Here is a 21,877-nt window from a genome sequence, read left to right on the forward strand (position 1 = left end):
ACTCGATTTGCCCAACCGTCAGCGACTGTTCACACAGTCACATCAACGAACACCGCCGCCACCCGTCACGCCACATGCGGTTGCAGTACTAGGGGCCCACCGCCCAGGCCCACTGCCCAGGCCAAGGGCCCAGGCCAAGGGCCCAGCTCAAGGGCCAAGCTCAAGGGTCAAGGTTCCAGGTCAAGGGCCCAGTTCAGGTACGGGGGCGCTGCTGGGGTCGCAGCCGTAGCGTCAGGATCTGGAACGGGCGCAGGTCGATGGTGACATCGGAGGTGGGGCCTTCCTCCTCCTCACGGAGGGGCCGCTCCAGCAGGTCGGTCACGGTGACCCGTTCGACCGCGAAGCCGGGGGACAGGGCGCCGGTGGCGCGGCCGCCCCGGGACTCGTACAGCCGCACCACCACATCGCCACTTCGGTCCTCGGCGAGCTTGACCGACTCGATGGTGATGGCCGGGTGGTCGACGCGGATCAGCGGCGGGACGGGCGGCGTGGTGGCGGTCCGGAGCGGGAGGTTGAGCGCCAGGCCCTCGGCGACCGCGTCGCCCACCTCGGCGCCCGGCAGCAGCGCGTAGGTGAAGCGGTGCGCGCCCTGGTCGGTCTCGGGGTCGGGGCTGTGCGGGGCGCGCAGCAGAGTCAGCCGTACGGTCGTGCCCAGGCCCTGCGGATGGGGCGTACGGGTGACGTCATGGCCGTACGTCGAGTCGTTGAGCAGCGCGATGCCGTAGCCGGGCTCGGCGACCCGTAGCCAGCGGTGCGCGGGGATCTCGAAACGGGCCGCGTCCCAGCTGGTGTTGGTGTGGGTGGGGCGGTGCACATGCCCGAACTGCACCTCGGAGGCCGACCGTTCGGCGTGTACGTCCAGGGGGAAGGCGGCCTTGAGGACCTTCTCCGACTCGTGCCAGTCGATGTCGGTGGTGATGTCGAGGCGGCGGGCGCCCGCGCGCAGCGTGAGCTCCTGGGTGACGGCGGAGGCGTCGCCGAAGACCCGGGTCACCTTGACGGTGGCGGTCAGCGGGCCGGGCGACCGCAGCTCCACGGACTCGGCGGAGGTCAGATCGGTGTGCCGGTGGCGGTAGTGCCGGTCGAGGTCCCAGGCGTCGTATTGGTTGGGGTGGTCGGGGTGCAGCTGGAGAAGATTGCCGCGGGTGCCGGGGGCCAGGGCCTCGCGCCCGGCGTGCAGATCGCGGACGGAGGTCAGGAGGCCGTCGGCGTCGATACGGACGCGGAGGAGGCCGTTGTCGAGGGTGATGGTGCCCTGGGCATCCGTGCCGGACCGCACGGGCGCGGGCGCCGGCGTGGGGGAGTGCGGGCCGGGCGGGCGGACGATCGCCGAGCCCAGCGCGGGCACATGGACGGGTACGGAGACCGGGGCACGCCCGTCCGCCGCCCCCGGCAGCTCGACGATCTCGTCCCGGCCGTACGGCGAGGAATTGAACACGGTCGGCGCCCCGGCCGCCTCCGCCCCGCCCAGCGCCCCGATGGCCCCCTCGATGATCTCCGTCAGCTCCGCCGCCACCGCCGCATACGTCGCCCGCGCCTCCCGGTGCACCCAGGCGATGGACGAGCCCGGCAGGATGTCGTGGAACTGATGCAGCAGGACGGTCTTCCAGAGCCGGTCCAGGGCGTCGTACGGGTAGGCGTACGACGTCCGGCCCCCGCCCCGCACCGCCGCCGTGGCCGCCCACAACTCCGCTTCCCGCAGCAGATGTTCACTGCGTCGGTTGCCCTGCTTGGTCTTCGCCTGCGAGGTGTACGTACCGCGGTGGAACTCGAGATACAGCTCCCCCGACCAGACCGGCGCCGCCGCCCCGTACTCCGCATGGGCGGACGCGAAGAACCGGGCCGGGGACTCGATCCCGACGCGCGGTGAGCCCTCCAGGTCACGCAGCCGACGGGCCCGCTCCAGCATTTCGCGGGTCGGTCCGCCGCCGCCGTCGCCCCAGCCGAAGGGGACCAGGGAGCGGGTGGCGCGGCCCTTGTCGGCGAAGTTGCGTTCGGCGTGGGCGAGTTCGCGGCCATGGAACTGGGAGTTGTAGGTGTCGACGGGCGGGAAGTGGGTGAAGACGCGGGTGCCGTCGATGCCCTCCCACCAGAACGTGTGGTGCGGCATCTTGTCGGTCTGGTTCCACGACAGCTTCTGGGTCAGGAACCACTTCGCCCCCGCCAGCCGCGCCAGCTGCGGGAAGGCGGCGGTGTAGCCGAAGGAGTCCGGCAGCCAGATCTCCTCGGTCTCCACCCCCAGCTCCTCCAGGAAGAACCGCTTGCCGTGCACGATCTGCCGGGCCAGCGCCTCACCGCCCGGCATATTGGCGTCGGACTCCACCCACATCGACCCGACCGGTGCCCAGTTCCCCTCCCGCACGGCCGCCTTGATGCGTTCCCAGATGTGCGGCTGATGCTCCTTGACCCAGGCGTACTGCTGCGCCTGGGAGCAGGCGAACACCAACTCCGGGTATTCCGTTGCCAGTTGAGTGACATTGGCGAAGGTGCGGGAGGCCTTGCGTACGGTCTCGCGCAGCGGCCACAGCCAGGCGGAGTCGATATGGGCGTGTCCGGTGGCGGAGACACGGTGGGCGCTGGCGGCCGCCGGGCGGCTCAGCGCCTCGGCGAGCTCGGCCCGGCCCGCGGCCGCCGTGCCCGCGACATCGTGCAGGTCCAGCGCGTCCAGCAGGTCCTCGAGGGCGCGCAGGATCTCGTGCCGGCGAGGGCGGTCGGCGGGCAGCTCGTACATCAGCTCCGACAGCACCTCGATGTCCAGAATGAGGTGCCAGACGGTTTCGTCGAGGACGGCGAGATCGGCGGCGGCGAAGCGGTAGAGCGGGTCGTGCGGCGCGGTGCGTACATCGCCGAGGTCGGTGGGGCGGAAATCCCGTAGCACCGCCGGGTTCGCGGCTGCCTCCAGGAGCAGCCGCACCTGCTCGCCGCCCTGTGCCGGGGCGGCCACGGGGATGTGCCGGTTGCGCGGGTGGATGCCCTTGAGCGGTACGCCCTCGGCGTCGTAAACCAGCCCCTCCGCCTGGAAGCCGGGCCCGTCGCCGCTGAACCCGGGATCGATGACCGCCTCCACCCGCCGCCCCGCCCACTCCCCGGGCACCTCACCCGCCAGGCGGAACCAGCTGGTCGACCACGGCGGTCCCCAGGCCGCACCCGCCGCGAACGGCTCGTACGTCGCCCGCAACGCCTCCGCAACCGGCTTCGGTTCGCCCGGCGCATGCCATACGGCCAGCTCCAGCGGCACCCGCGCCGCGTACTGCGCGGGCCGGATGAACTGCTCCAGCGCCCGCTCCAGACGCCCCTCCACCAGCAGTCGGTCGTCGTGCACAGCGGCTCCTCTCGCGCGTACGGACGCTCAGGGACACGTACGGGGACACGTCCGGGACGCGTCCGGAATCGGTCCGGACGGTTACCGGAGGCATACCCATCGGAGAACGGGGCTCCGCACGGCGCGGTAAGCCGTCACGCGAAGCATGGCGCCTGGCCCGATGGGCATGCATGACCGTGAGGCTGTTCGAGGGAGAGCACCGATCGTTGGTTCGGGGCGGGGGAGAACATGCGTCAGCCTGTGCGGCGCGAGGAACGGGACAGACGGCAAGGAGCGGTCGAGGGGAGCCGGGGCGGGGGGATCACCGCGCGGGCGCCGGGGGTGTTCAGACGGCGGGTGCGGCATGCGGATCTGCGGGCGGTCGGCGAGGTGCGCCGGGAGCTGCGGCAGCTGCTGAGCCGCTGGCCGGGACCGGGAAACGGCGAGGTCGCGGAGGTCGCGACGCTGCTGACCAGCGAGCTGGTCACCAATGCCCTGATACATGCGGAGGGCGGCGCCGTCGTCACCGCCACGGTCGGCGACCGGGTACGGGTCGAGGTGCGGGACTTTGTCTCCGGGCGTCCCGAGCCGCGGGCACCGACCACCGACGGGACATCCGGCCGGGGGCTGATGCTGGTCCGCTCGTTAGCGGACGCGTGGGGCGTACGCTCCCACGGGGTCGGCAAATGCGTGTGGTTCGAGCTGGGCGGCGGACCGGCCTGAGCCGGTATCGGGGGTGTGGGTCCGGCGCGGTCCGCCACCGGTCAGGCGAATCGTTGCTCGATCGCGGCGAGTTTCTCCTCCAGGGAGTCCAGACGGGGGAGCGTCTGGGTGTCGTCCTCGGCGGTCAGGTCCACGGTCCGCAGTGGCTCGGCCAGGACGGCGGTGGTACCGGCGTCAGCGCCGGTCACGGCCTTGAGGGCCGGGCGGGAGCGCACCGGCGAATCTGATGTGGGCAACGGCTCCAGGGTGTCGGGGGATATGGCGGAGTCCCGGTCGGCCACGTCCGCGGGCGCCCCGGCGTGGGTGACGGTCAGCCGGCCGCCGCCCCTGCCGATGCCCCACGAGCGGTGCTGCCGGTTGATGGCCTTGATCCGGGCGCGGTCGAGCTTGCCCTGCTCCCGCCTGCGGAGCCGCCGCCGCTCCTTCTCCCGGCGGTCCTCCCGCACCTCCTCGACCGCCTCGTCCAGTGTCCGTACGCCCTCCAGCAGCATCAGCGACCAAGCCGCGAAGGTCTCGCGGGGCGCCCGCAGCCAGCGGACGATGCGGATCTGCGGCAGCGGACGGGGCACCAGCCCCTGCTCGCGCAGCGCCGCCCGGCGGGTCTGTTTGAGCGCCCGGTCGAAGAGGACGGCCGCTGACAGCGACATCCCGGCGAAGAACTGCGGCGCACCCGCGTGGTCCAGCCCGCGCGGCGCATGCACCCAGTTGAACCAGGCCGCGGCGCCGGCGAACGTCCACACCAGCATCCGGGAGCCGAGCGCCGCGTCGCCGTGGCTGGCCTCGCGCACCGCCAGTACGGAGCAGAACATCGCGGCGCCGTCGAGCCCGAAGGGCACCAGATACTCCCAGCCTCCGGTGAGGCCCAGGTTCTGGACGCCGAAGCCGACCAGCCCGTGGAAGGACAGCGCGGCGGCGACCGCCGCACAGCAGAACAGCAGGAGATACGAGGCCGAGGCGAACAGGGCCTCCTTGCGGCGGCGGCGTTCCTCGCTGCGTTCCCATGAGTCATCGGTGGACCGGTCGGCCGCACGTTTGCCGCGCAGGACCAGTGCCACGGCCGCCGTGACGCCGCCGAGCAGCAGGGCCGCCGGAATCAGCCAATCCAGCGATATGTCGGTCATTCTCATTCTGGGATCCCTTGCCTTGCGTACGCGGTTTCGCGCGACATCCTGGCGGAAGCCGCTGCCGTAACCGAGGTATTCGGAACAAGAGAACGCCAAGGGGTGCGAGGAAGCGGACATGCACCACTCTGACGTCGAACTACTGTGCTTTCAGGGTGGGTTGAGTTCGATGAAGATCACCCTGACGGGCGGCGTGAGGGGCGAGGCGCGCCTTGAGGCCGGTCCGTTGGACGTCGAGGACGCCTGCCGTCGATATGCCGACGAGCGTTACGACGTCACGCCGCGCCTCCGGGAGTTCCTGGCCGACTACGGCGAGCTCTCCGTGGCCTGGCCGTTTCGGCAGAGGGAGGTCGAGGCGGGCGGTGTGGGTCAGGCGGTTGCGGTGAGGCGGGTGATGCGGTCCGTGTCGCAGGTGCGAGGGCAGGTGACGCAGGTGTCCTCGGGGCGCAGCGTGTAGAACATGCAGCAGCTGGCGCGGTCGCGGGTGGGCAGCGCCTCGCCGTTCGGGCCGGTCAGGGTGCGGAACGCCGCGCTGCCGATGTACGGGGCGGTGGCGCCCGGCAGCAGCCGCTCGAGCTCGGCGACCGCACGCGGCTCCTCGCCCAGCAAATGCCCGAGGTACCACAGCCCCTCGACGATCTCGTCGGACGCCATGCCCCACAGCGCCCGCGGGCCGCGTCGTAGCCGGCCGCGGAAGCCGCGCAGTACGGGCTCGAGATGCTCGGCCACCGCCTCGCGCACCTCGGCGCGCAGCGCCTCCTCGTCCGGGACGACCCGGGCGCCGGGGAGCGCCGCCGCCGGATCGTCCGGAAGGCACGCGAACGAACGAACCCGCACCGCCATGCGGCCCGGCTCCCGCTGGAAGGCGACGTCCTGGACCGGCAGCGAAGGCACCCGGCGCTGCAGGAACCAGGGGATGGTGATCAGCAGGCAGGCGGGCCAGGCATAGCGGTGCAGCGCGAAGCTCGCGACGACGTCGGGGCGGGCGCGCTGCCCGTAGTCCCGGATGATCTGTGTGTCGTCCCAGGTGAGGAACGTGTCCAGCGTCTCACCGCCGGCCGCGAGACCGGCCGCGCACACCCAGCCGTCGCCGCTCGGTGGCGCCGCGTCCCACTCGGTCACCTGCAGGCTGGGGAACACCTCGGAAAGCCGGGCATAGGCGGCGGCAACGGGGTGGGTGAGCGGCGGGGCGGCGGGGGCAGGAGTCATGCGGGAGACCACCGAATCGCGATCGTTAGCAGGTAAGCCTTACCTTATCGGAAGACTCTACCCAGGCCCGCTGAGGTGTGAACCGGCGCCGCGGGCGCCTATGGTGCTGGAAATCGTCGGGAGGACCCACCATGGAGCAGGGCACAGCGGAGCAGGAGCCGCGCGCACGCGCGTGGGCTCCCGCGCACGCCGGTTCCGCCGTGCCCTCGCCGACCGTGCCCCGGCAGCTGGCCCGGCCGCAGCGGCACTCCGTACGCGGTCAGGTGCTGGCCGCGCTGCGCGAGGCGCTGGTCGGCGGGGAGCTGGCCCCGGGTGAGGTCTACTCCGCACCTGTCCTGGCCGAGCGCTACGGCGTCTCCGCGACCCCGGTGCGCGAGGCCATGCAGCAGCTCGCGGGTGAGGGCGCCGTGCAGGTCGTCCCCAACCGCGGCTTCCGGGTCTGCGAACGCAGCTCCCGCGACCTGGCCGAGCTGGCCGAGGTGCGCGCCATGCTCGAGGTCCCCGCGATCGTCCGGCTGGCCAGGGCGCTGCCGCCGGAGCGCTGGGAAGAGCTGCGTCCGCTCGCCGACGCGGGGGTGACGGCCGCCGCGCACGGCGACCGGGTCGCTTACGCCGAGGCGGACCGCGCCTTCCACCACGCGCTCATCTCCCTCACCGGCAACCGCCGGCTGGCCCAGGTCACCGACGACCTGCTGCGCGGCACCCAGGGGCCGGCCGGCGGCTCCCGGCTGCGTACCGCCGAACTGCTGGCGGACGCCTCCGAGCACACCGCACTCCTGGACGCGCTGAGCGCCCAGGAGTACGCGGTCGCCGAGCGCATCGCCCGCGGGCATCTGTCGTCCGCGCGGCACCCGCACTGAGCGGGCCGGACCGGCAGGCTCAGCCGGGCAGCAGCTCCTCCAGCGGCAGCGCCGCGATATCGGCGGCAGGCCGGGAGAGATACAGATCGGCGTGGTAGAAGCCGTCGGCCTCCTTGCCGACGGTGGACAGCCCGCGCGCGGCCAGCGCGGCGAACGCCGCCCGCCGCTCGTCGCCGTCGGCGAACCGGCGCTGGCGGAACGTCCGGGTGGTGAGCTTCTGGGTCACCAGTCCGGCGCGGGAGAGCAGCGCCGAGACCGGCGCGTAGGACACCGTACGGAGCACGAACGCCGCGACCCAGGGCGGCGAGGACACACAGCCGAGGAGGCGGGCGAAGGTGCGCTCGGAGATGTAGCCGACGCCGCCGGTGACGGTGATCAGGTCGGTGTCGGCGAGCGTCTTCCGCAAGTGCGGGCTGGGGTCGGCGAGCTCCAGGTTCTCGGAGAAGCCGTGGTCGAGCAGACCCGCCGACCGGGCGTATTCGACCGCGTGTTCCGCCGCGTCGAGACCGATCACCCGGGCCGCCTCGGGGCGTCGCCGGGTGGCGAAGAACGTTCGGTCTTCCTGGGCGAGTTGCGACGACCCTGTGTTCCCGGGGGTGGGCCCGGCGTAGCGGCTGTACAGGTCGGAGAGGGACAGCCGGTGGTTGAGCAGTGCCGCGTTGACCCCGTATGAGCAGCACAGGTCGACGACGGTCAGCGGCGGACGGTCACTGCGGCGCCGCTGCAGGACTTCGGTCACGGCGCGGAACACCGCCTGACCGTGGTGCGGAATCTGGTATTCCAGCGGTTGCAGAGTGCTGAAGTACCTATGCGGATCAGGGCAGTTGTAGATCGCCTCGAAATCCGCCTTGCCCCAGTCGGTTGAAGCGGCGGTGCGGGTTGTTCCTGCTGCCACGGTCGGCCTCCTGAAAGGCTTTGCCAAAGGGAGCTGGTCCCGGAACAGCATTCAGGCCCGGCCGCCGCCTCGCAGTGCGACTTGCGGCCATTCTCGGGGCGCGTGGGACGGGGCGCACCACCTGCGTCCGACACTCGCACAAGGGGACAGCCACCGCACCCCGGCCGATCCGCCGCGGTCGACGTACACTTTCGGCCATTCGGTGGGTTGGGCCGCATGGCTGACGACGGGGGGTTGACGGGGCGGACGGTTCCGCCCCGTACGCCACCGTGCCCGTCCTACGTAGCCGCCGGATGGGGCGAGAGATGATCGGCGAGCCAGGTCGGGACCCCGCCCATCAGACGGAACAGCCGGGCGGCCTCGGCGCGCAGCCGGGGCGCGTCCTCCTCCGGGGCGGCATCGGCCAGCGCGGCCAGCGCGGGCGCCGTACCGACCAGGAATCCCAGCTCCTCCCGGATCCGCAGCGACTCGGCGAAGCCGTGCCGGGCCTCGGTCAACTCGCCGTCGCGCAGGGCGAGTCCAGCCAGATGGCGCCAGGTGAAGGAGAGCAGCAGGGCGTCGCCCTGGACGGTGGCGCCGGCATGCGCGCGGCGGTAGGCGGCGCGCGCCGAGTCCGGGCTGTCGGCGACATGCTCGGCCATCAGCCCGCGCCGGAAGTCCAGCAGCGGGCGCCCGGCCGCGGCGGGAGCCAGCAGCGCGGCGGCCCGGCCCAGCGCCGAACGTGCCTCGTCCGCCCGGTCACGGAAGCCCAACACCGTTGCCGTGTAGGCGAGATGCCCGCGTTCGCAGGCCGCGCCGCCCCGCTCGTCGTCGTCGGCCGCCAGCGCCTCGGCGCTGCGCAGCGCGTCCTCGGCGGCGGCCCACCCGGTGGCGGTGAACATGCAGCGTTCCACCAGCAGCGCGGCGCGGCGCAGCGCGGACGGGGCGTGCTGGAGGGCGTGCGGCTCCAGCAGCGCGGCCGCGTCGTCCCAGCAGCCGCGGGAGCGCAGCCGCCATACGGCGCGCTCGAGGGGATCGTCGTCCGCGCCCGATCTGGCGACCGGTACCGCCGGTGCCGCGGTCGGTGCCGATGCGGATTCCGGTGGCGTAACCGGTGCCGTAACCGGTGCGGTAACCGGTGCTGATGAGGATTCCGATGCCGATTCCACGGACCTGACGGAATCCGCGGAATCCGCGGTCCCTGACATGGCGGTATCCGCCACATTGCCCTCCCCGAGCGCGCCATTGAGCGGGAAACTGGATGCAGTGGGCGAATCTCAGCACGAATTCCGTCGTGCGGCCAAGGGGGCGGGTGAATGATTTCACAATCGCCGGGAGGGTGGTCGGGCCCGGCGGAGCGGCTCTGATCGGCGCCACCGTGGCGCGATGCGGCCACCGCGCGCCGGAACGGCGTTGACGGCATCCGCCCGTTCGGGGTACCCCGAACGGCGTACCGCGGTGGATTCACTCGAAGGGCGCGCCGCGGCGCCCGGCCGCGGCGAAAAAGGACGGATCCCGCCGCTGGGCGACGGGATCCGCAGGAATGCGTGCATCTGCAGAGAGCAAGCAGTGCATCTGCCGGAATCAGCTCTTCCGCAGGAATGGGCCGATCTGCCGGAATGGGCTCCTCCGCAGGAAATCAGCTCATGCGCAGGGCCAGGAAGAAGTCCAGCTTGTCCTCCAGCCGGGACAGGTCGCGGCCGGTGAGCTGTTCGATCCGGCCGACCCGGTAGCGGAGCGTGTTCACATGCAGGTGGAGGCGGGTGGCGCAGCGGGTCCAGGAGCCGTCGCAGTCCAAGAACGCCTCGAGGGTGGGGATCAGTTCGGCGCGGTGCCGGCGGTCGTAGTCGCGCAGCGGGTCCAGGAGGCGGGCGGTGAAGGCGCGCCGGACGTCGTCCGGGACGAACGGCAGCAGCAGGACGTGCGAGGCCAGCTCCTCGTGTCCGGCGGCGCAGACCCGGCCGGGGCGGGCGGCGGCGACCCGGCGGGCGTGCCGGGCCTCCTCCAGGGCGCCGCGCAGGCCCTCGGCGGAGTGCACGGAGGCGCTGACGCCGACCGTCAGCCGGCCGTCGTCCGCCAGGCCCCGGCCGAGCGGCTCCTGGACGACGGCGAGCAGGGCGTCGGCGTGCAGCCCGGCGGTCGCGGTCTCCCCGGACTCGTCCGGGGTCGTGGGCAGCGGCACCAGCGCCACCGCCTCATCGCCGGTGTGCGCCACGGCGATCCGGTCCGAGGGTTCCGGGCCGAAGGTGCCGGGATCGACCAGTACCTCCTCCAGCAGCGACTGGGCCACCGGGCCGCCCGGCACATCGCCGTTCCCCCACTCGACCCGGGCCACCACGATCTGCCAGTGCGGGGCGGTACCCAGACCCGGCAGCAGCACCGGCGCGGCCACCCGCAGGCGGGCCGCGATCTCGGCGGGCGGGGCGCCGGTCTGGACGAGCTCCAGCACCTCCTGGGCGAGGCGTCGGCGGACCGTACGGGCGGCGTCGCGCCGGTCGCGTTCCACGGCGATCAGCTGGGTGACGCCGTTGAGCAGGTCGAGGCGCTCGGCGGACCAGTCGCCGGCGTCCGCCTCGACGGCCAGCAGCCAGTCGGAGAGCAGGGTTTCGCGCAGGTCACGGCCGTCGTTGCGGATCGGGAAGAGGGAGTACGTCGCGCCGCCGAGGGTGACCCGGTGCGGGCTGCGGCGGCCGCTGCGGGAGGCGGCCAGGTGTTCGCCGGCGAGCCGGGCGCCGAGCTCGGCGGGCAGCTCGGGGCCGGAGTCCGCCAGCGTCGATCCGGCGATCTGCCGGCCGGTGGGGGACAGGACCCAGGCCCGCAGGTCCAGGTCCGAGCCCAGCAGGTCCAGGACCACCTCCGGACCGCCGCCCGCGGGCCCGGACGTCATCAGGCGCCGGTGTCGGTCCACCACGGCAGCCAGGTCGCCGGCCCGCTCACTGGAGACCTGGCGTACGACATACTCGGTAATGGAGGCGAACGACACGTCCTCGACCACGGAGAACAGCGGGAGCCGGTGCCGGCGGCAGGCCTGGACGAGGTCATCAGGCACCGCGCCCAGTTCTGCCTCGCCGGCCGCGAGACCGGCGACCCCGGCCGAGGCCAGGATCCGTACGAACCGCTCGGAGTCCTCCGCCTCGCGGCGCCAGGCGAGGCCGGTCAGGACCAGTTCGCCGCCGGAGAGATACCGGCTGGGGTCGCGGAGGTCGGTGGTCATCACACCCCGTACCGTTCGGTCCAGCTCGTCCTCGCCTCCGAGCAGCCGAAGGCCCAGAGTGTCGGTGTCCAGGAGTGCGCGGAGCCGCATGACCTCGCCCGCCGTTCTTTGCTGTCTTGTGTGGCCGGTGGAATGCCGCGAGGTTTCAGAGCCTCGTCTTTCGTTCGAATCTACAAGACGCGCGGCTTGGCCAGCCAACCGCTTCATGGTTTCGGTGACTGCACCGGGTGGGTGCAAGGCGCGTTCACTTGGCCCAACCGCGTTAACAAGACGTGAACAAGCTCCGTGGCGACGAGGGCCGAAGGTCCTCACCATGAGCAGCGAACGACCCGATTTCGTAGAAGAGGCCACCCATGGACTTCCTTCGCCCCGCCAGCTGGGAGGAGGCGCTCGCCGCTAAGGCCGAGCACCCCACCGCTGTGCCCATCGCGGGCGGCACGGACGTGATGGTCGAGATCAACTTCGACCACCGCCGCCCCGAGTACCTGCTCGACCTGAACCGTATCGGTGACCTGAGCGAGTGGGAGGTCGGAGAGAAGACCGTACGACTGGGCGCCTCCGTTCCCTACACCAAGATCATGGAAAACCTGCGGACCGAGCTCCCGGGCCTGGCTCTGGCGTCGCACACCGTCGCCTCCCCGCAGATCCGCAACCGCGGCGGCGTCGGCGGCAACCTGGGCTGCGCCTCCCCGGCCGGCGACGCGCACCCCGCGCTGCTCTCCTCCGGCTGCGAGGTCGAGGTCGAGTCCGCCGCGCGCGGCGTCCGCATGATCCCGATCGACGAGTTCTACCTCGGCGTCAAGCGCAACGCCTTGGAGTCCGACGAGCTGATCCGGTCTGTGGTTCTGCCCAAGGCCGACGGCCCGCAGCAGTTCTCCAAGGTCGGCACCCGTAACGCCATGGTCATCGCGGTCTGCGCGTTCGGTATCGCGCTGCACCCCGAGACCCGTACGGTCCGCACCGGCATCGGCTCGGCCGCGCCCACCCCGATCCGCGCCAAGGATGCCGAGATCTTCCTCGCCGCGGCGCTGGAGGAGGGCGGCTTCTGGGAGTCGGGGGCCCCCATCCCGCCGTCCGTCGCCAAGCAGTTCGCGCAGCTCGCCTCCGGCGCCTGCAACCCCATTGACGATGTGCGCGGCAGCGCCAAGTACCGCCGTCACGCGGTCGGGATCATGGCGCGCCGGACCCTCGGCTGGACCTGGGAGTCCTACCGCGGAAACGAGAGGAGCGCACAGTGCGCGTGAACTTCACCGTCAACGGCCGTAAGCAGGAGGCCGACGACGTCTGGGAAGGCGAGAGCCTGCTGTACGTCCTCCGTGAGCGGATGGGCCTGCCGGGTTCCAAGAACGCCTGTGAGCAGGGCGAATGCGGCTCCTGCACGGTCCGCCTGGACGGCGTGCCGGTCTGCTCGTGCCTCGTCGCCGCCGGCCAGGTAGAGGGCCGCGAGGTCGTCACCGTCGAGGGCCTGGCGGACTACGCCAAGCAGCGCGCCGAGCACGGCTGCGCGAGCGGCGCCTGCGGCACCAGCCTGGACCGGGCCAAGCAGTGGGAGTCCAAGCCGGCCGACTCGCAGACCGGCGAGAACAGTGAACTCTCGCCGATCCAGCAGGCGTTCATCGACGCCGGCGCGGTCCAGTGCGGTTTCTGCACCCCGGGCCTGCTGGTTGCCGCCGATGAGCTGCTGGAGCGCAACGACTCCCCGTCGGACGCCGATATCCGCGAGGCGCTGTCGGGCAACCTGTGCCGCTGCACGGGTTACGAGAAGATCCTCGACGCGGTCCGGCTGGCGGCCGCCCGCGGCGAGTCCAAGACCGCCGGACAGGGGGCCTGATCGCCATGGCTGGTGTTACCCGTACACCCACCAACCTCACGCAGGGCGGCAAGACCAAGGCCGGTATCGGCGAGTCCACGCTGCGGCCCGACGGCACCCTCAAGGTGACCGGTGAGTTCGCGTACTCCTCGGACATGTGGCACGAGGACATGCTGTGGGGCCACACGCTCCGCTCCACCGTCGCGCACGCCGAGATCAAGTCGATCGACACCTCTGAGGCGCTCGCCACCTCCGGTGTCTACGCGGTCCTGACCTACGACGACCTGCCCACCGACGTGAAGAACTACGGCCTGGAGATCCAGGACACGCCGGTTCTCGCGCACGGCAAGGTACGTCACCACGGTGAGCCGGTGGCGCTGGTCGCCGCCGACCACCCGGAGACCGCGCGCCGCGCCGCCGCCAAGATCAAGATCGAGTACGCCGAGCTGCCGGTCGTCACCGACGAGGCCTCCGCCACCGCCGAGGGCGCCCCGCTCCTCCACGAGGGCCGCGACGACCACCACGCCGGCCACGTTCCGCACCCGAACATCGTCCACCGCCAGCCGATCTTCCGCGGCAACGCCGACGAGGCCGCCAAGAAGGCCGATGTCATCGTCTCCGGCGAGTACGTCTTCGGCATGCAGGACCAGGCCTTCCTCGGCCCGGAGTCCGGCCTCGCGGTGCCCGGCGAGGACGGCGGCGTCGACCTGTACGTCGCCACCCAGTGGCTGCACTCCGACCTCCGCCAGATCGCCCCGGTCCTCGGCCTGCCCGAGGAGAAGGTGCGGATGACGCTCTCCGGCGTCGGTGGCGCGTTCGGCGGCCGCGAGGACCTGTCGATGCAGATCCACGCCTGCCTCCTGGCGCTGCGCACCGGCAAGCCCGTCAAGATCGTCTACAACCGCTTCGAGTCCTTCTTCGGGCACGTCCACCGGCACCCGGCCAAGCTCTGGTACGAGCACGGCGCCACCAAGGACGGCAAGCTCACGCACCTCAAGTGCCGCATCGTGCTGGACGGCGGCGCCTACGCGTCCGCCTCCCCGGCCGTCGTCGGCAACGCCGCGTCGCTCGCCGTCGGCCCCTACGTCATCGACGACGTCGAGATCGAGGCCGTCGCGCTGTACTCCAACAACCCGCCCTGCGGCGCGATGCGCGGCTTCGGCGCGGTCCAGGCGTGCTTCGCGTACGAGGCGCAGATGGACAAGGTCGCCAAGAAGCTGGGCATGGACCCGGTGGAGTTCCGGCAGCTCAACGCCATGGAACAGGGCACGATCATGCCCACCGGCCAGCCCGTCGACTCCCCGGCCCCGGTCGCCGAACTGCTCCGCCGCATCAAGGCGATGCCGCTTCCCCCGGAGCAGCAGTGGCTGGCGGCCGGTGAGAGCGCGGATGTCCGTGCGCTGCCCGGCGGTCTGTCCAACACCACCCACGGTGAGGGCGTGGTCCGCGGTATCGGCTACGCCGTCGGCATCAAGAACGTCGGCTTCTCCGAGGGCTTCGACGACTACTCCACCGCGCGGGTGCGCATGGAGGTCGTCGGCGGCGAGCCGGTCGCCACCGTCCACACCGCGATGGCGGAGGTCGGCCAGGGCGGCATCACCGTCCACGCCCAGATCGCCCGCACCGAGCTGGGCGTCGAGCAGGTCACCATCCACCCGGCCGACACCCAGGTCGGCTCGGCCGGCTCCACCTCCGCCTCCCGGCAGACGTACATGACCGGCGGCGCGGTGAAGAACACCTGCGAGGCGGTGCGCGAGAAGGTCCTGGAGATCGGCCGCCGCACGTTCGGCACGTACCACCCCGCGTGGGCCACCGCCGAACTCCTGCTGGAGGGCGGCAAGGTCGTCACCGACGGCGGCGAGGTCCTCGCGGACATCGCGGACGTCCTGGAGGGCGAGGCGGTCGACCTGGAGCTGGAGTTCCGGCACCGCCCCACCGAGGCGTTCGACCTGCACACCGGCCAGGGCAACGGCCACGTCCAGTACTCCTTCGCCGCCCACCGGGCGGTCGTCGAGGTGGACACCGAGCTCGGCCTGGTCAAGGTCATCGAGCTGGCCGTCGCCCAGGACGTCGGCAAGGCGCTCAACCCGCTGTCCGTCGTCGGCCAGATCCAGGGTGGCACCACCCAGGGCCTGGGCGTGGCGGTCATGGAAGAGATCATCGTCGACCCCAAGACCGCGAAGGTGCGCAACCCCTCCTTCACGGACTACCTGATCCCCACGATTCTCGACACCCCGACCATCCCGGTCGATGTGCTCGAACTCGCCGACGAGGCGGCCCCCTACGGGCTGCGCGGCATCGGCGAGGCCCCCACCCTGTCGTCCACTCCGGCCGTCCTCGCGGCGATCCGGAACGCGACCGGGCTGGAGCTCAACAAGACGCCGGTACGCCCCGAGCACCTCACCGGCACCTGATCCTCCGGGCGGTACGCGACCAAGGGGTGTCCCTGTCCGTCCTCCTCCGCGTACCGCCCGGAGTCCCGTTCAACCCGCACCACGCAGTCGCTGTCCCGGCCTCCCCGCCGGCCAGTACCCACAGCGTTCGTCTCGGGCCGTCCCCCGGGTCGTGCAGCCGAAGTTGTCCCAAATCTCGCACTTGCTGCGAGGGCCCCTGTGAACCTTGGGAGTCAGGCACCATGACCCAGCAGTCCACTGAGCCGAAGACGGTGGCGGAAGACGCGGGCACCGGCTCGCGTCAGCCCGCCGGCCGCGCTTGGCTCGACCGCTACTTCCACATATCGGACCGAGGCTCGACGGTCGCGCGAGAACTGCGCGGCGGCATCACCACCTTCATGGCGATGTGTTACATCCTCCTGCTCAACCCGCTGATCCTCTCGACTCCGGACGTGGAGAAGAACACCCTCGCGCATGCGGGTGTGGTCACCGCGACGGCGCTCGGCGCGGCGATCTGTACGTTGCTGATGGGCTTCATCGGCAAGGTGCCGCTGGCACTGGCGGCCGGGCTGAACGTCTCGGCGGCCCTGACCACGCAGGTGGTCCCCAACATGACGTGGCCGCAGGCCATGGGCATGTGTGTGCTGTACGGCGTCGTCATCATGCTCCTGGTGGTCACCGGCCTCCGCGAGATGATCATGAACGCCATCCCGCTGGCCCTCAAGCACGCGATCACCATGGGCATCGGCACGTTCGTCGCCCTGCTCGGACTGGTGAAGGCCGGATTCGTGGGCAAGGGCCAGGGCGGTCCGGTCACCCTCGGCCCCACCGGTGAACTGGCCGGCTGGCCCGTCCTGTTCTTCTGCGTCACCCTGCTGCTGATCTTCGCGCTGCAGGCCCGCAAGATCCCCGGTGCCATCCTCATCGGCATCGTCGCCGGTTCCGCTCTGTCCATCGCCGCCACCAAGCTCGGCGGACTGACGGACAAGGACTGGGGCGGCGCCTCGCCGGCCCTGCACGGCAGCGCCGTCTCGGCGCCGGACTTCGGCCTCTTCGGCCATGTGGAGTTCGGCGGCTGGGACAAGATCGGCGCACTGAGCGTCGGCATGATCGTCTTCACCCTGGTGCTGGCCGGCTTCTTCGACGCCATGGCGACCATCATCGGCGTCGGCACCGAGGCCAAGCTGGCCGACGACAAGGGCCGGATGCCGGGCCTGTCCAAGGCACTGTTCGTGGACGGCGCCGGCGGGGCGATCGGTGGTATCACCGGCAGCTCCGGGCAGACCGTGTTCATCGAGTCGGCGAGCGGCGTCGGCGAAGGCGCCCGTACGGGCCTCTCGTCCGTCGTCACCGGCCTGTTCTTCGCGGCCTGCCTGTTCTTCACCCCGCTCACCCAGCTGGTACCGGCCCAGGTGGCCTCCGCCGCCCTGGTCGTCATCGGCTCGATGATGATGAGCGCCGCCGCCCACGTGGACTGGAGCGACCGCTCCGTGTCCATTCCGGTCTTCCTGACCGTGGTCCTGATGCCGTTCACCTACAGCATCACCGCGGGTGTCGGAGCCGGCGTCATCGCCTACACCGTCATCAAGGCGGCCCAGGGCAAGTGGCGCGAGATCGGCCCCTTCATGTGGGTGCTGACCGGCATCTTCCTCGTCTACTTCTCGCTTCATCCGATCGAGCAGTGGCTGGGCGTCAAGTAACCGCCCGCTTGCTCCCCGTCCGTTAGGAGACCGACATGCTGGACATCGCCGAAGAGCTGCACCGGTGGGTCGAGCAAGGACGTGATTTCGCGGTGGCCACCGTGGTGGCCACCAACGGAAGCGCGCCCCGCCAGCCCGGCGCCGCCCTCGCCGTCGACACCGACGGCACGGCGATCGGGTCGGTCTCCGGCGGATGTGTGGAGGGAGCGGTCTACGAGTTGTGCCAGGAGGCGCTGGAGAGCGGGAAGCCGGTTCTCGAGCGCTTCGGCTACAGCGACGAGGATGCCTTCGCCGTGGGCCTGACCTGCGGCGGCATCATCGACATCCTCGTCACCCCGGTACGGGCGAGCGGCCGTGGATCCGCCGCCGACAGTGGATCCACGGGTGACCCGGTGGACAGCACTGCCGACACGCTCGCCACCGCGCTGGCCGCCGCTGCCCAAGGGGAAGCGGCGGCGGTCGCGCGGATCATCCAGGGCCCGGCCGAACTTCTCGGCCGTGCCCTGCTGGTCCGCCCCGACGGCAGCCACACCGGCACCCTGGGCGGCCACCCGGCCCTCGACCGTACGGCGATCGAGGAGACCCGCGCCCTGCTGGACGCCGGGCGCACCGCAACCCTCGAGATCGGCGCTGACGGCTCGCAGTGCGGGCAGCCCGTCGTCCTCCTCGTAGAGTCCTCCGTCCCCGCCCCGCGCATGATCGTCTTCGGCGCCATCGACTTCGCCTCCGCGCTGGTCCGGGTCGGCAAATTCCTCAACTACCACGTCACCGTCTGCGACGCCCGCCCCGTCTTCGCGACCCGGACCCGCTTCCCGGACGCCGACGAGATCGTCGTCGACTGGCCGCACCGCTACCTCGACTCCCAGGAACTGGACTCCCGTACGGTCCTGTGCGTGCTGACCCACGACGCCAAGTTCGACGTCCCGCTGCTGGAGCGGGCGCTCAAGCTCCCGGTCGCCTACGTCGGCGCCATGGGCTCGCGCCGCACCCACCTGGACCGCCAGCAGCGGCTGCGCGACGTCGGCCTGACCGAGCTCGAACTCAACCGGCTGCGCTCGCCCATCGGCCTGGACCTCGGCGCCCGTACCCCGGAGGAGACCGCGCTCTCCATCGCCGCCGAGATCGTCGCCAACCGCCGCGGCGGCACCGGCACCCCGCTGACCGGGGCCCACACGCCCATCCACCACGATGCGACCCGGCCGGTGGGGCGGATCGGGTCGGTGGCCTGAGGGCGGTGGAACGCCCCCGGGGACCGGCGACCCTGACACCGCCGGCCTCGCGGGGCGCCCCGGCGGCGGGCGCGGTATCCCCCTGGGTGCCGCGCCCGCCCACGTCGGCCGTACCGGGAGCCGCACGCTGCCCGGTGCCTGTGGGCCGGCCGCTCCAGGGCGAACGGACCGGCGGCCACGGGCGTCCGGCCGCCGGTCACCAAGGTGGCCACCAGCGCCCCGGTCGCCGGCGCCGGCATCGGCATCGGCCCGACCGGCCGTCCGATCTCGATCGGTGATCGCTGCATGCACGATCCGCTTCTTGGTCGCACGCCCCGTTCGCGATGAACTGATCCCACGCCGGTGAGCCACCCGGAAACCCGGACGGCCGCCACTGACAAGGGAGTTCAGCCATGCCGATCGTCACCGTCCAGCAGGGCCCGCGCAGCGTCGAGCTCAAGCGGGAGCTGGTCCGCCAGATCACCGACGCGTTCGTCGACGCGTACCGGATTCCCGCCGAGAGCGTGCAGGTGTGGATCCAGGAGGTCCCCACCGACAGCTGGGGCACAGCCGGCAAGCTGACCGCCGACAAGTAACCAGGGCGGGCGGGAGTCTGACGACAGGCCCTAGGGCAGCGCTCCCGCCCGCCGCGCCGCGACCACCGCCTGCAGACGGGTGTGTGCCCCCAACTTCCGCATGGCGGACCGCAGATAGCTCTTCACCGTCTCCGGGCGCAGCCCCAGCCGGTCCCCCACCGACGCGTTCGTCGCGCCCGAGGCCACACACGCCAGCACATCCACCTCGCGCGGCGACAGCACCGGGCCACTCGTGTGCCCCGCGCCCGCCCGGCCGGCCGACGAGGCCGTCGCGAGCCGGCCGCACACCGCCAGCATCTCCTGCCGCAGCAGCGGATCGGCGACCCGCTGTGCCAGTGCCCGCAGCTCGACGTGTGCCTCGCGTACCTCCTCCCACATCGCCGGGTCGGCGGCGGTCGGCTGCCGGGCCACCGACAGCAGCCGCGCCGCCTCGTCCTGCAGCAGCAGCGTCTGCTCCAGCTCCCGGGCCGCCTCCATCGCGGCCGACAGCGGCCGGTCACCGAGCGGCACCGGCCGCCGCAGCGCCCCGTACAGCACCCCGCGCACCCGGCGCCGGACGATCACCGGCACGGCGAGCACCGACCGCAGCCCCTCGGCGGCCACCGCGGCGTCGTATTCATGGCTGATGACCGCCGAGCTGCGGTAGTCGGTCACGGCGAACGGACGGGACAGCGCCACAACCTTGCCGCCCAGCCCGTTGCCCCGCAGGATGTCCAGCCCGCGCAGCGCTGCGGTCTGCGTACCGGACAGCTCATTGATGCGATAGCAGCCGGCGCCGGCCGACAGCCCGCCGAAGGCCACCGGCAGACCACCGCCCCGCCGCAGCCGCGACAGCGCCGCCGTTACGTCCACCGAACCGTCCGCCCCCGCCTCGCGCCGCACGCCGAATCCTCCGCTTCCCCCCGTTAGGGGGTGGTGAGACCTGGGCCACTGATTACACGATGGCGCTATGCGGTGCGGCAATGAGGAGGACACAGGACTTATGACGGAGACGGAAATCGGTGCGGCGGGCCGCTCACCGGGCGCGACCAAGGAGTTCCGGGCGGCGCGCGACCTGCTGCTCCGGCACCGGGAGGACTATGACGCAGCCCGCGCGGGCTTCGCCTGGCCCCGGCCCGCGTACTTCAACTGGGCGCTCGACTGGTTCGACGTCATCGCCCGGGACAACGACCGCACGGCGCTGCACATCGTCGAGGAGGACGGCAGCGAGCTGTGCCGCACCTTCGACGAGATGCGCCGCCGTTCCGACCAGGCCGCCAACTGGCTGTCCGCCAAGGGGGTACGGGCCGGCGACCGGATCGTCGTGATGCTCGGCAATCAGTGTGAGCTGTGGGAGACCGCGCTGGCGGCGATGAAGCTGCGCGCCGTCGTCATCCCCGCGACGCCGCTGCTGGGCCCGGCGGACCTCGCCGACCGGGTCGGCCGCGGCCGGGCCCGGCATGTGATCGTGCGCGCCGCGGACACCGGCAAGTTCGCCGCCGTGCCCGGTGACTACACGCGGATCGCGGTCGGCGGAGCGGGCGCGGACGCGGACACCGGCACGGCCACGGACACGGGCGCCGGCTGGCTCGCGTACGAGGAGGCGTACGACAGCCCCGAGACGTACGAGCCGAGTGGGCCGACCCGGGCCGACGACCCCCTGATGCTCTACTTCACCTCCGGTACCACCGCTCGCCCCAAACTCGTCGAGCACACCCACGCCTCGTACCCCATCGGCCACCTCGCGACGATGTACTGGATCGGGCTGCGCCCCGGGGACGTCCATCTCAACATCTCCTCGCCCGGCTGGGCCAAGCACGCCTGGTCCAACCTCTTCGCCCCCTGGATCGCCGAGGCCACCGTCTTCATCCACAACTACACCCGCTTCGACGCGGCCCGGCTGATGGCGGAGATGGACCGGGCCGGCGTCACCAGCTTCTGCGCCCCGCCCACCGTCTGGCGGATGCTCATCCAGGCCGATCTGTCGGTGCTCGGCACCCCGCCGCGGGAGATCGTCGCGGCCGGTGAGCCGCTCAATCCGGAGATCATCGAGCAGGTACGACAGTCCTGGGGCGTCACGATCCGGGACGGCTTCGGGCAGACCGAGACCGCCGTCCAGGTGGCCAACACCCCCGGCCAGCCGGTCAAGCCGGGCTCCATGGGCCGCCCCACCCCCGGCTACGAGGTCGTCCTGCTCGACCCGGTCAGCGGCGAACCGGCCGACGAGGGGGAGATCGCCCTCGACCTCTCCGCGCACCCGGTCGGCCTGATGACCGGCTACCGCGGCGACCCGGCCCGTACCGCCGAGGCGATGGCCGGCGGGTACTACCGCACCGGCGACATCGGCTCCCGCGACCGCGACGGCTGGATCACCTACGTCGGGCGCGCCGACGACGTCTTCAAGGCGTCCGACTACAAGATCTCGCCGTTCGAGCTGGAGAGCGCCCTGCTGGAACACGAGGCGGTCGCCGAGGCCGCCGTGGTGCCCGCCCCCGACCCGCTCCGGCTGGCCGTACCCAAGGCGTACGTCGTCCTCGCGGCCGGCTGGAAGCCCGGCCCGGAGACCGCGAAGCTCCTCTTCGAGCACTCCCGCGCAGTCCTGGCCCCCTACAAGCGCATCCGGCGGCTGGAGTTCGCCGATCTGCCCAAGACCGTCTCCGGCAAGATCCGCCGTATCGAGCTGCGGGAGCGCACCGCGCAGGGCGACGGAGGGGCCGAGTACCAAGAGGAGAACCACCGATGAGCAGACATCCACAGAGGGGCAGTTGACCGCACCTTCGCCCGGCTCGTCGGACGGGCGGCAGATCGGCAGCGAGTGGACGGGGGTTCAATCCCTTTTGCGCTGCGCTCCGTATACGTGATTGATGAAAGTTTAAGGGGGTCCGCGAG

16 protein-coding genes are annotated in these 21,877 nt (G+C 71.7%); 9 read left to right on the forward strand and 7 right to left on the reverse strand.

The features are described 5' to 3' along the window. Positions 1 to 193: 193 nt before the first annotated feature. Positions 194 to 3,322, reverse strand: a complete 3,129-nt coding sequence (locus ACZ4S3_RS39270) for an alpha-mannosidase (RefSeq protein WP_467943450.1) — start codon at positions 3,320 to 3,322, stop codon at positions 194 to 196. 240 nt (positions 3,323 to 3,562) lie between these two features. Between ACZ4S3_RS39270 and ACZ4S3_RS39275 the strand changes: the two genes are divergently transcribed. After that, complete coding sequence (locus tag ACZ4S3_RS39275) at positions 3,563 to 4,024, forward strand: ATP-binding protein (RefSeq protein ID WP_467943493.1); 462 nt, start codon at positions 3,563 to 3,565, stop codon at positions 4,022 to 4,024. A gap of 41 nt (positions 4,025 to 4,065) precedes the next feature. Here ACZ4S3_RS39275 and ACZ4S3_RS39280 read toward each other — a convergent pair whose 3' ends face one another. Together ACZ4S3_RS39280 and ACZ4S3_RS39285 are read right to left on the reverse strand one after the other, a co-directional pair. Further along, entirely contained in the window at positions 4,066 to 5,151 is a 1,086-nt protein-coding gene (locus ACZ4S3_RS39280) for a DUF2637 domain-containing protein (RefSeq protein WP_467943452.1), read from the reverse strand. 363 nt (positions 5,152 to 5,514) lie between these two features. Continuing rightward, a complete protein-coding gene (locus ACZ4S3_RS39285; RefSeq protein WP_467943454.1) occupies positions 5,515 to 6,354 on the reverse strand; it encodes a (2Fe-2S)-binding protein in 840 nt (279 codons plus the stop codon). A gap of 131 nt (positions 6,355 to 6,485) precedes the next feature. Here ACZ4S3_RS39285 and ACZ4S3_RS39290 point away from each other — a divergent pair, with 131 nt between their 5' ends. Then, the gene (locus ACZ4S3_RS39290; RefSeq protein WP_467943456.1) at positions 6,486 to 7,214 is read left to right on the forward strand and encodes a GntR family transcriptional regulator; all 729 of its coding nucleotides are present in this window, start codon (positions 6,486 to 6,488) and stop codon (positions 7,212 to 7,214) included. 19 nt (positions 7,215 to 7,233) lie between these two features. On the opposite strand, the gene ACZ4S3_RS39295 is transcribed toward ACZ4S3_RS39290, so the two are convergent. From ACZ4S3_RS39295 to ACZ4S3_RS39305, 3 genes are all read right to left on the reverse strand, one after another. Next, positions 7,234 to 8,109: a hypothetical protein gene (locus tag ACZ4S3_RS39295; RefSeq protein WP_467943458.1), complete on the reverse strand. Its 876-nt coding sequence runs from the start codon at positions 8,107 to 8,109 to the stop codon at positions 7,234 to 7,236. 278 nt (positions 8,110 to 8,387) lie between these two features. After that, positions 8,388 to 9,257, reverse strand: coding sequence for a hypothetical protein (locus ACZ4S3_RS39300; protein WP_467943460.1), 870 nt, complete (start codon positions 9,255 to 9,257; stop codon positions 8,388 to 8,390). A 470-nt stretch (positions 9,258 to 9,727) separates the two neighbouring features. After that, positions 9,728 to 11,392 (reverse strand): PucR family transcriptional regulator, encoded by a 1,665-nt coding sequence (locus tag ACZ4S3_RS39305; RefSeq protein WP_467943461.1) that lies wholly within the window; start codon positions 11,390 to 11,392, stop codon positions 9,728 to 9,730. Positions 11,393 to 11,655: 263 nt separating this feature from the next. Between ACZ4S3_RS39305 and ACZ4S3_RS39310 the strand changes: the two genes are divergently transcribed. The 6 genes from ACZ4S3_RS39310 to dmpI all read left to right on the forward strand — a co-directional run bounded on the left by ACZ4S3_RS39310 (position 11,656) and on the right by dmpI (position 19,009). Continuing rightward, a complete protein-coding gene (locus ACZ4S3_RS39310) occupies positions 11,656 to 12,546 on the forward strand; it encodes an FAD binding domain-containing protein (protein ID WP_467943462.1) in 891 nt (296 codons plus the stop codon). Further along, positions 12,537 to 13,133, forward strand: a complete 597-nt coding sequence (locus tag ACZ4S3_RS39315) for a (2Fe-2S)-binding protein (RefSeq protein ID WP_467943464.1) — start codon at positions 12,537 to 12,539, stop codon at positions 13,131 to 13,133. The genes ACZ4S3_RS39310 and ACZ4S3_RS39315 overlap by 10 nt, the downstream gene beginning before the upstream one ends. Positions 13,134 to 13,138: 5 nt before the next feature. Then, positions 13,139 to 15,526 (forward strand): xanthine dehydrogenase family protein molybdopterin-binding subunit, encoded by a 2,388-nt coding sequence (locus ACZ4S3_RS39320; protein WP_467943466.1) that lies wholly within the window; start codon positions 13,139 to 13,141, stop codon positions 15,524 to 15,526. 221 nt (positions 15,527 to 15,747) lie between these two features. Further along, positions 15,748 to 17,205: an NCS2 family permease gene (locus tag ACZ4S3_RS39325; protein WP_467943468.1), complete on the forward strand. Its 1,458-nt coding sequence runs from the start codon at positions 15,748 to 15,750 to the stop codon at positions 17,203 to 17,205. Between the two features lie 35 nt (positions 17,206 to 17,240). After that, entirely contained in the window at positions 17,241 to 18,434 is a 1,194-nt protein-coding gene (locus ACZ4S3_RS39330; protein WP_467943470.1) for an XdhC family protein, read from the forward strand. A gap of 392 nt (positions 18,435 to 18,826) precedes the next feature. Further along, positions 18,827 to 19,009, forward strand: a complete 183-nt coding sequence (gene dmpI, locus ACZ4S3_RS39335) for a 4-oxalocrotonate tautomerase DmpI (protein ID WP_467943471.1) — start codon at positions 18,827 to 18,829, stop codon at positions 19,007 to 19,009. A gap of 30 nt (positions 19,010 to 19,039) precedes the next feature. Here dmpI and ACZ4S3_RS39340 read toward each other — a convergent pair whose 3' ends face one another. Beyond that, complete coding sequence (locus tag ACZ4S3_RS39340) at positions 19,040 to 19,891, reverse strand: helix-turn-helix transcriptional regulator (protein WP_467943473.1); 852 nt, start codon at positions 19,889 to 19,891, stop codon at positions 19,040 to 19,042. A 100-nt stretch (positions 19,892 to 19,991) separates the two neighbouring features. Here ACZ4S3_RS39340 and ACZ4S3_RS39345 point away from each other — a divergent pair, with 100 nt between their 5' ends. Next, positions 19,992 to 21,731: an AMP-binding protein gene (locus ACZ4S3_RS39345; RefSeq protein WP_467943474.1), complete on the forward strand. Its 1,740-nt coding sequence runs from the start codon at positions 19,992 to 19,994 to the stop codon at positions 21,729 to 21,731. Positions 21,732 to 21,877: the final 146 nt, after the last annotated feature.

It is taken from the genome of Streptomyces sp. NPDC028368, assembly GCF_055565615.1.

Bases quoted from the DNA above. Each gene is read 5' to 3' on its own strand.
- ACZ4S3_RS39310 (WP_467943462.1), top strand. From the start codon at position 11,656: ATGGACTTCCTTCGCCCCGCCAGCTGGGAGGAGGCGCTCGCCGCTAAG.
- ACZ4S3_RS39280 (WP_467943452.1), bottom strand. From the start codon at position 5,151: ATGAGAATGACCGACATATCGCTGGATTGGCTGATTCCGGCGGCCCTG.
- ACZ4S3_RS39325 (WP_467943468.1), top strand. From the start codon at position 15,748: ATGACCCAGCAGTCCACTGAGCCGAAGACGGTGGCGGAAGACGCGGGC.
- ACZ4S3_RS39330 (WP_467943470.1), top strand. From the start codon at position 17,241: ATGCTGGACATCGCCGAAGAGCTGCACCGGTGGGTCGAGCAAGGACGT.
- ACZ4S3_RS39320 (WP_467943466.1), top strand. From the start codon at position 13,139: ATGGCTGGTGTTACCCGTACACCCACCAACCTCACGCAGGGCGGCAAG.
- ACZ4S3_RS39345 (WP_467943474.1), top strand. From the start codon at position 19,992: ATGACGGAGACGGAAATCGGTGCGGCGGGCCGCTCACCGGGCGCGACC.
- dmpI (WP_467943471.1), top strand. From the start codon at position 18,827: ATGCCGATCGTCACCGTCCAGCAGGGCCCGCGCAGCGTCGAGCTCAAG.
- ACZ4S3_RS39305 (WP_467943461.1), bottom strand. From the start codon at position 11,392: ATGCGGCTCCGCGCACTCCTGGACACCGACACTCTGGGCCTTCGGCTG.
- ACZ4S3_RS39290 (WP_467943456.1), top strand. From the start codon at position 6,486: ATGGAGCAGGGCACAGCGGAGCAGGAGCCGCGCGCACGCGCGTGGGCT.
- ACZ4S3_RS39285 (WP_467943454.1), bottom strand. From the start codon at position 6,354: ATGACTCCTGCCCCCGCCGCCCCGCCGCTCACCCACCCCGTTGCCGCC.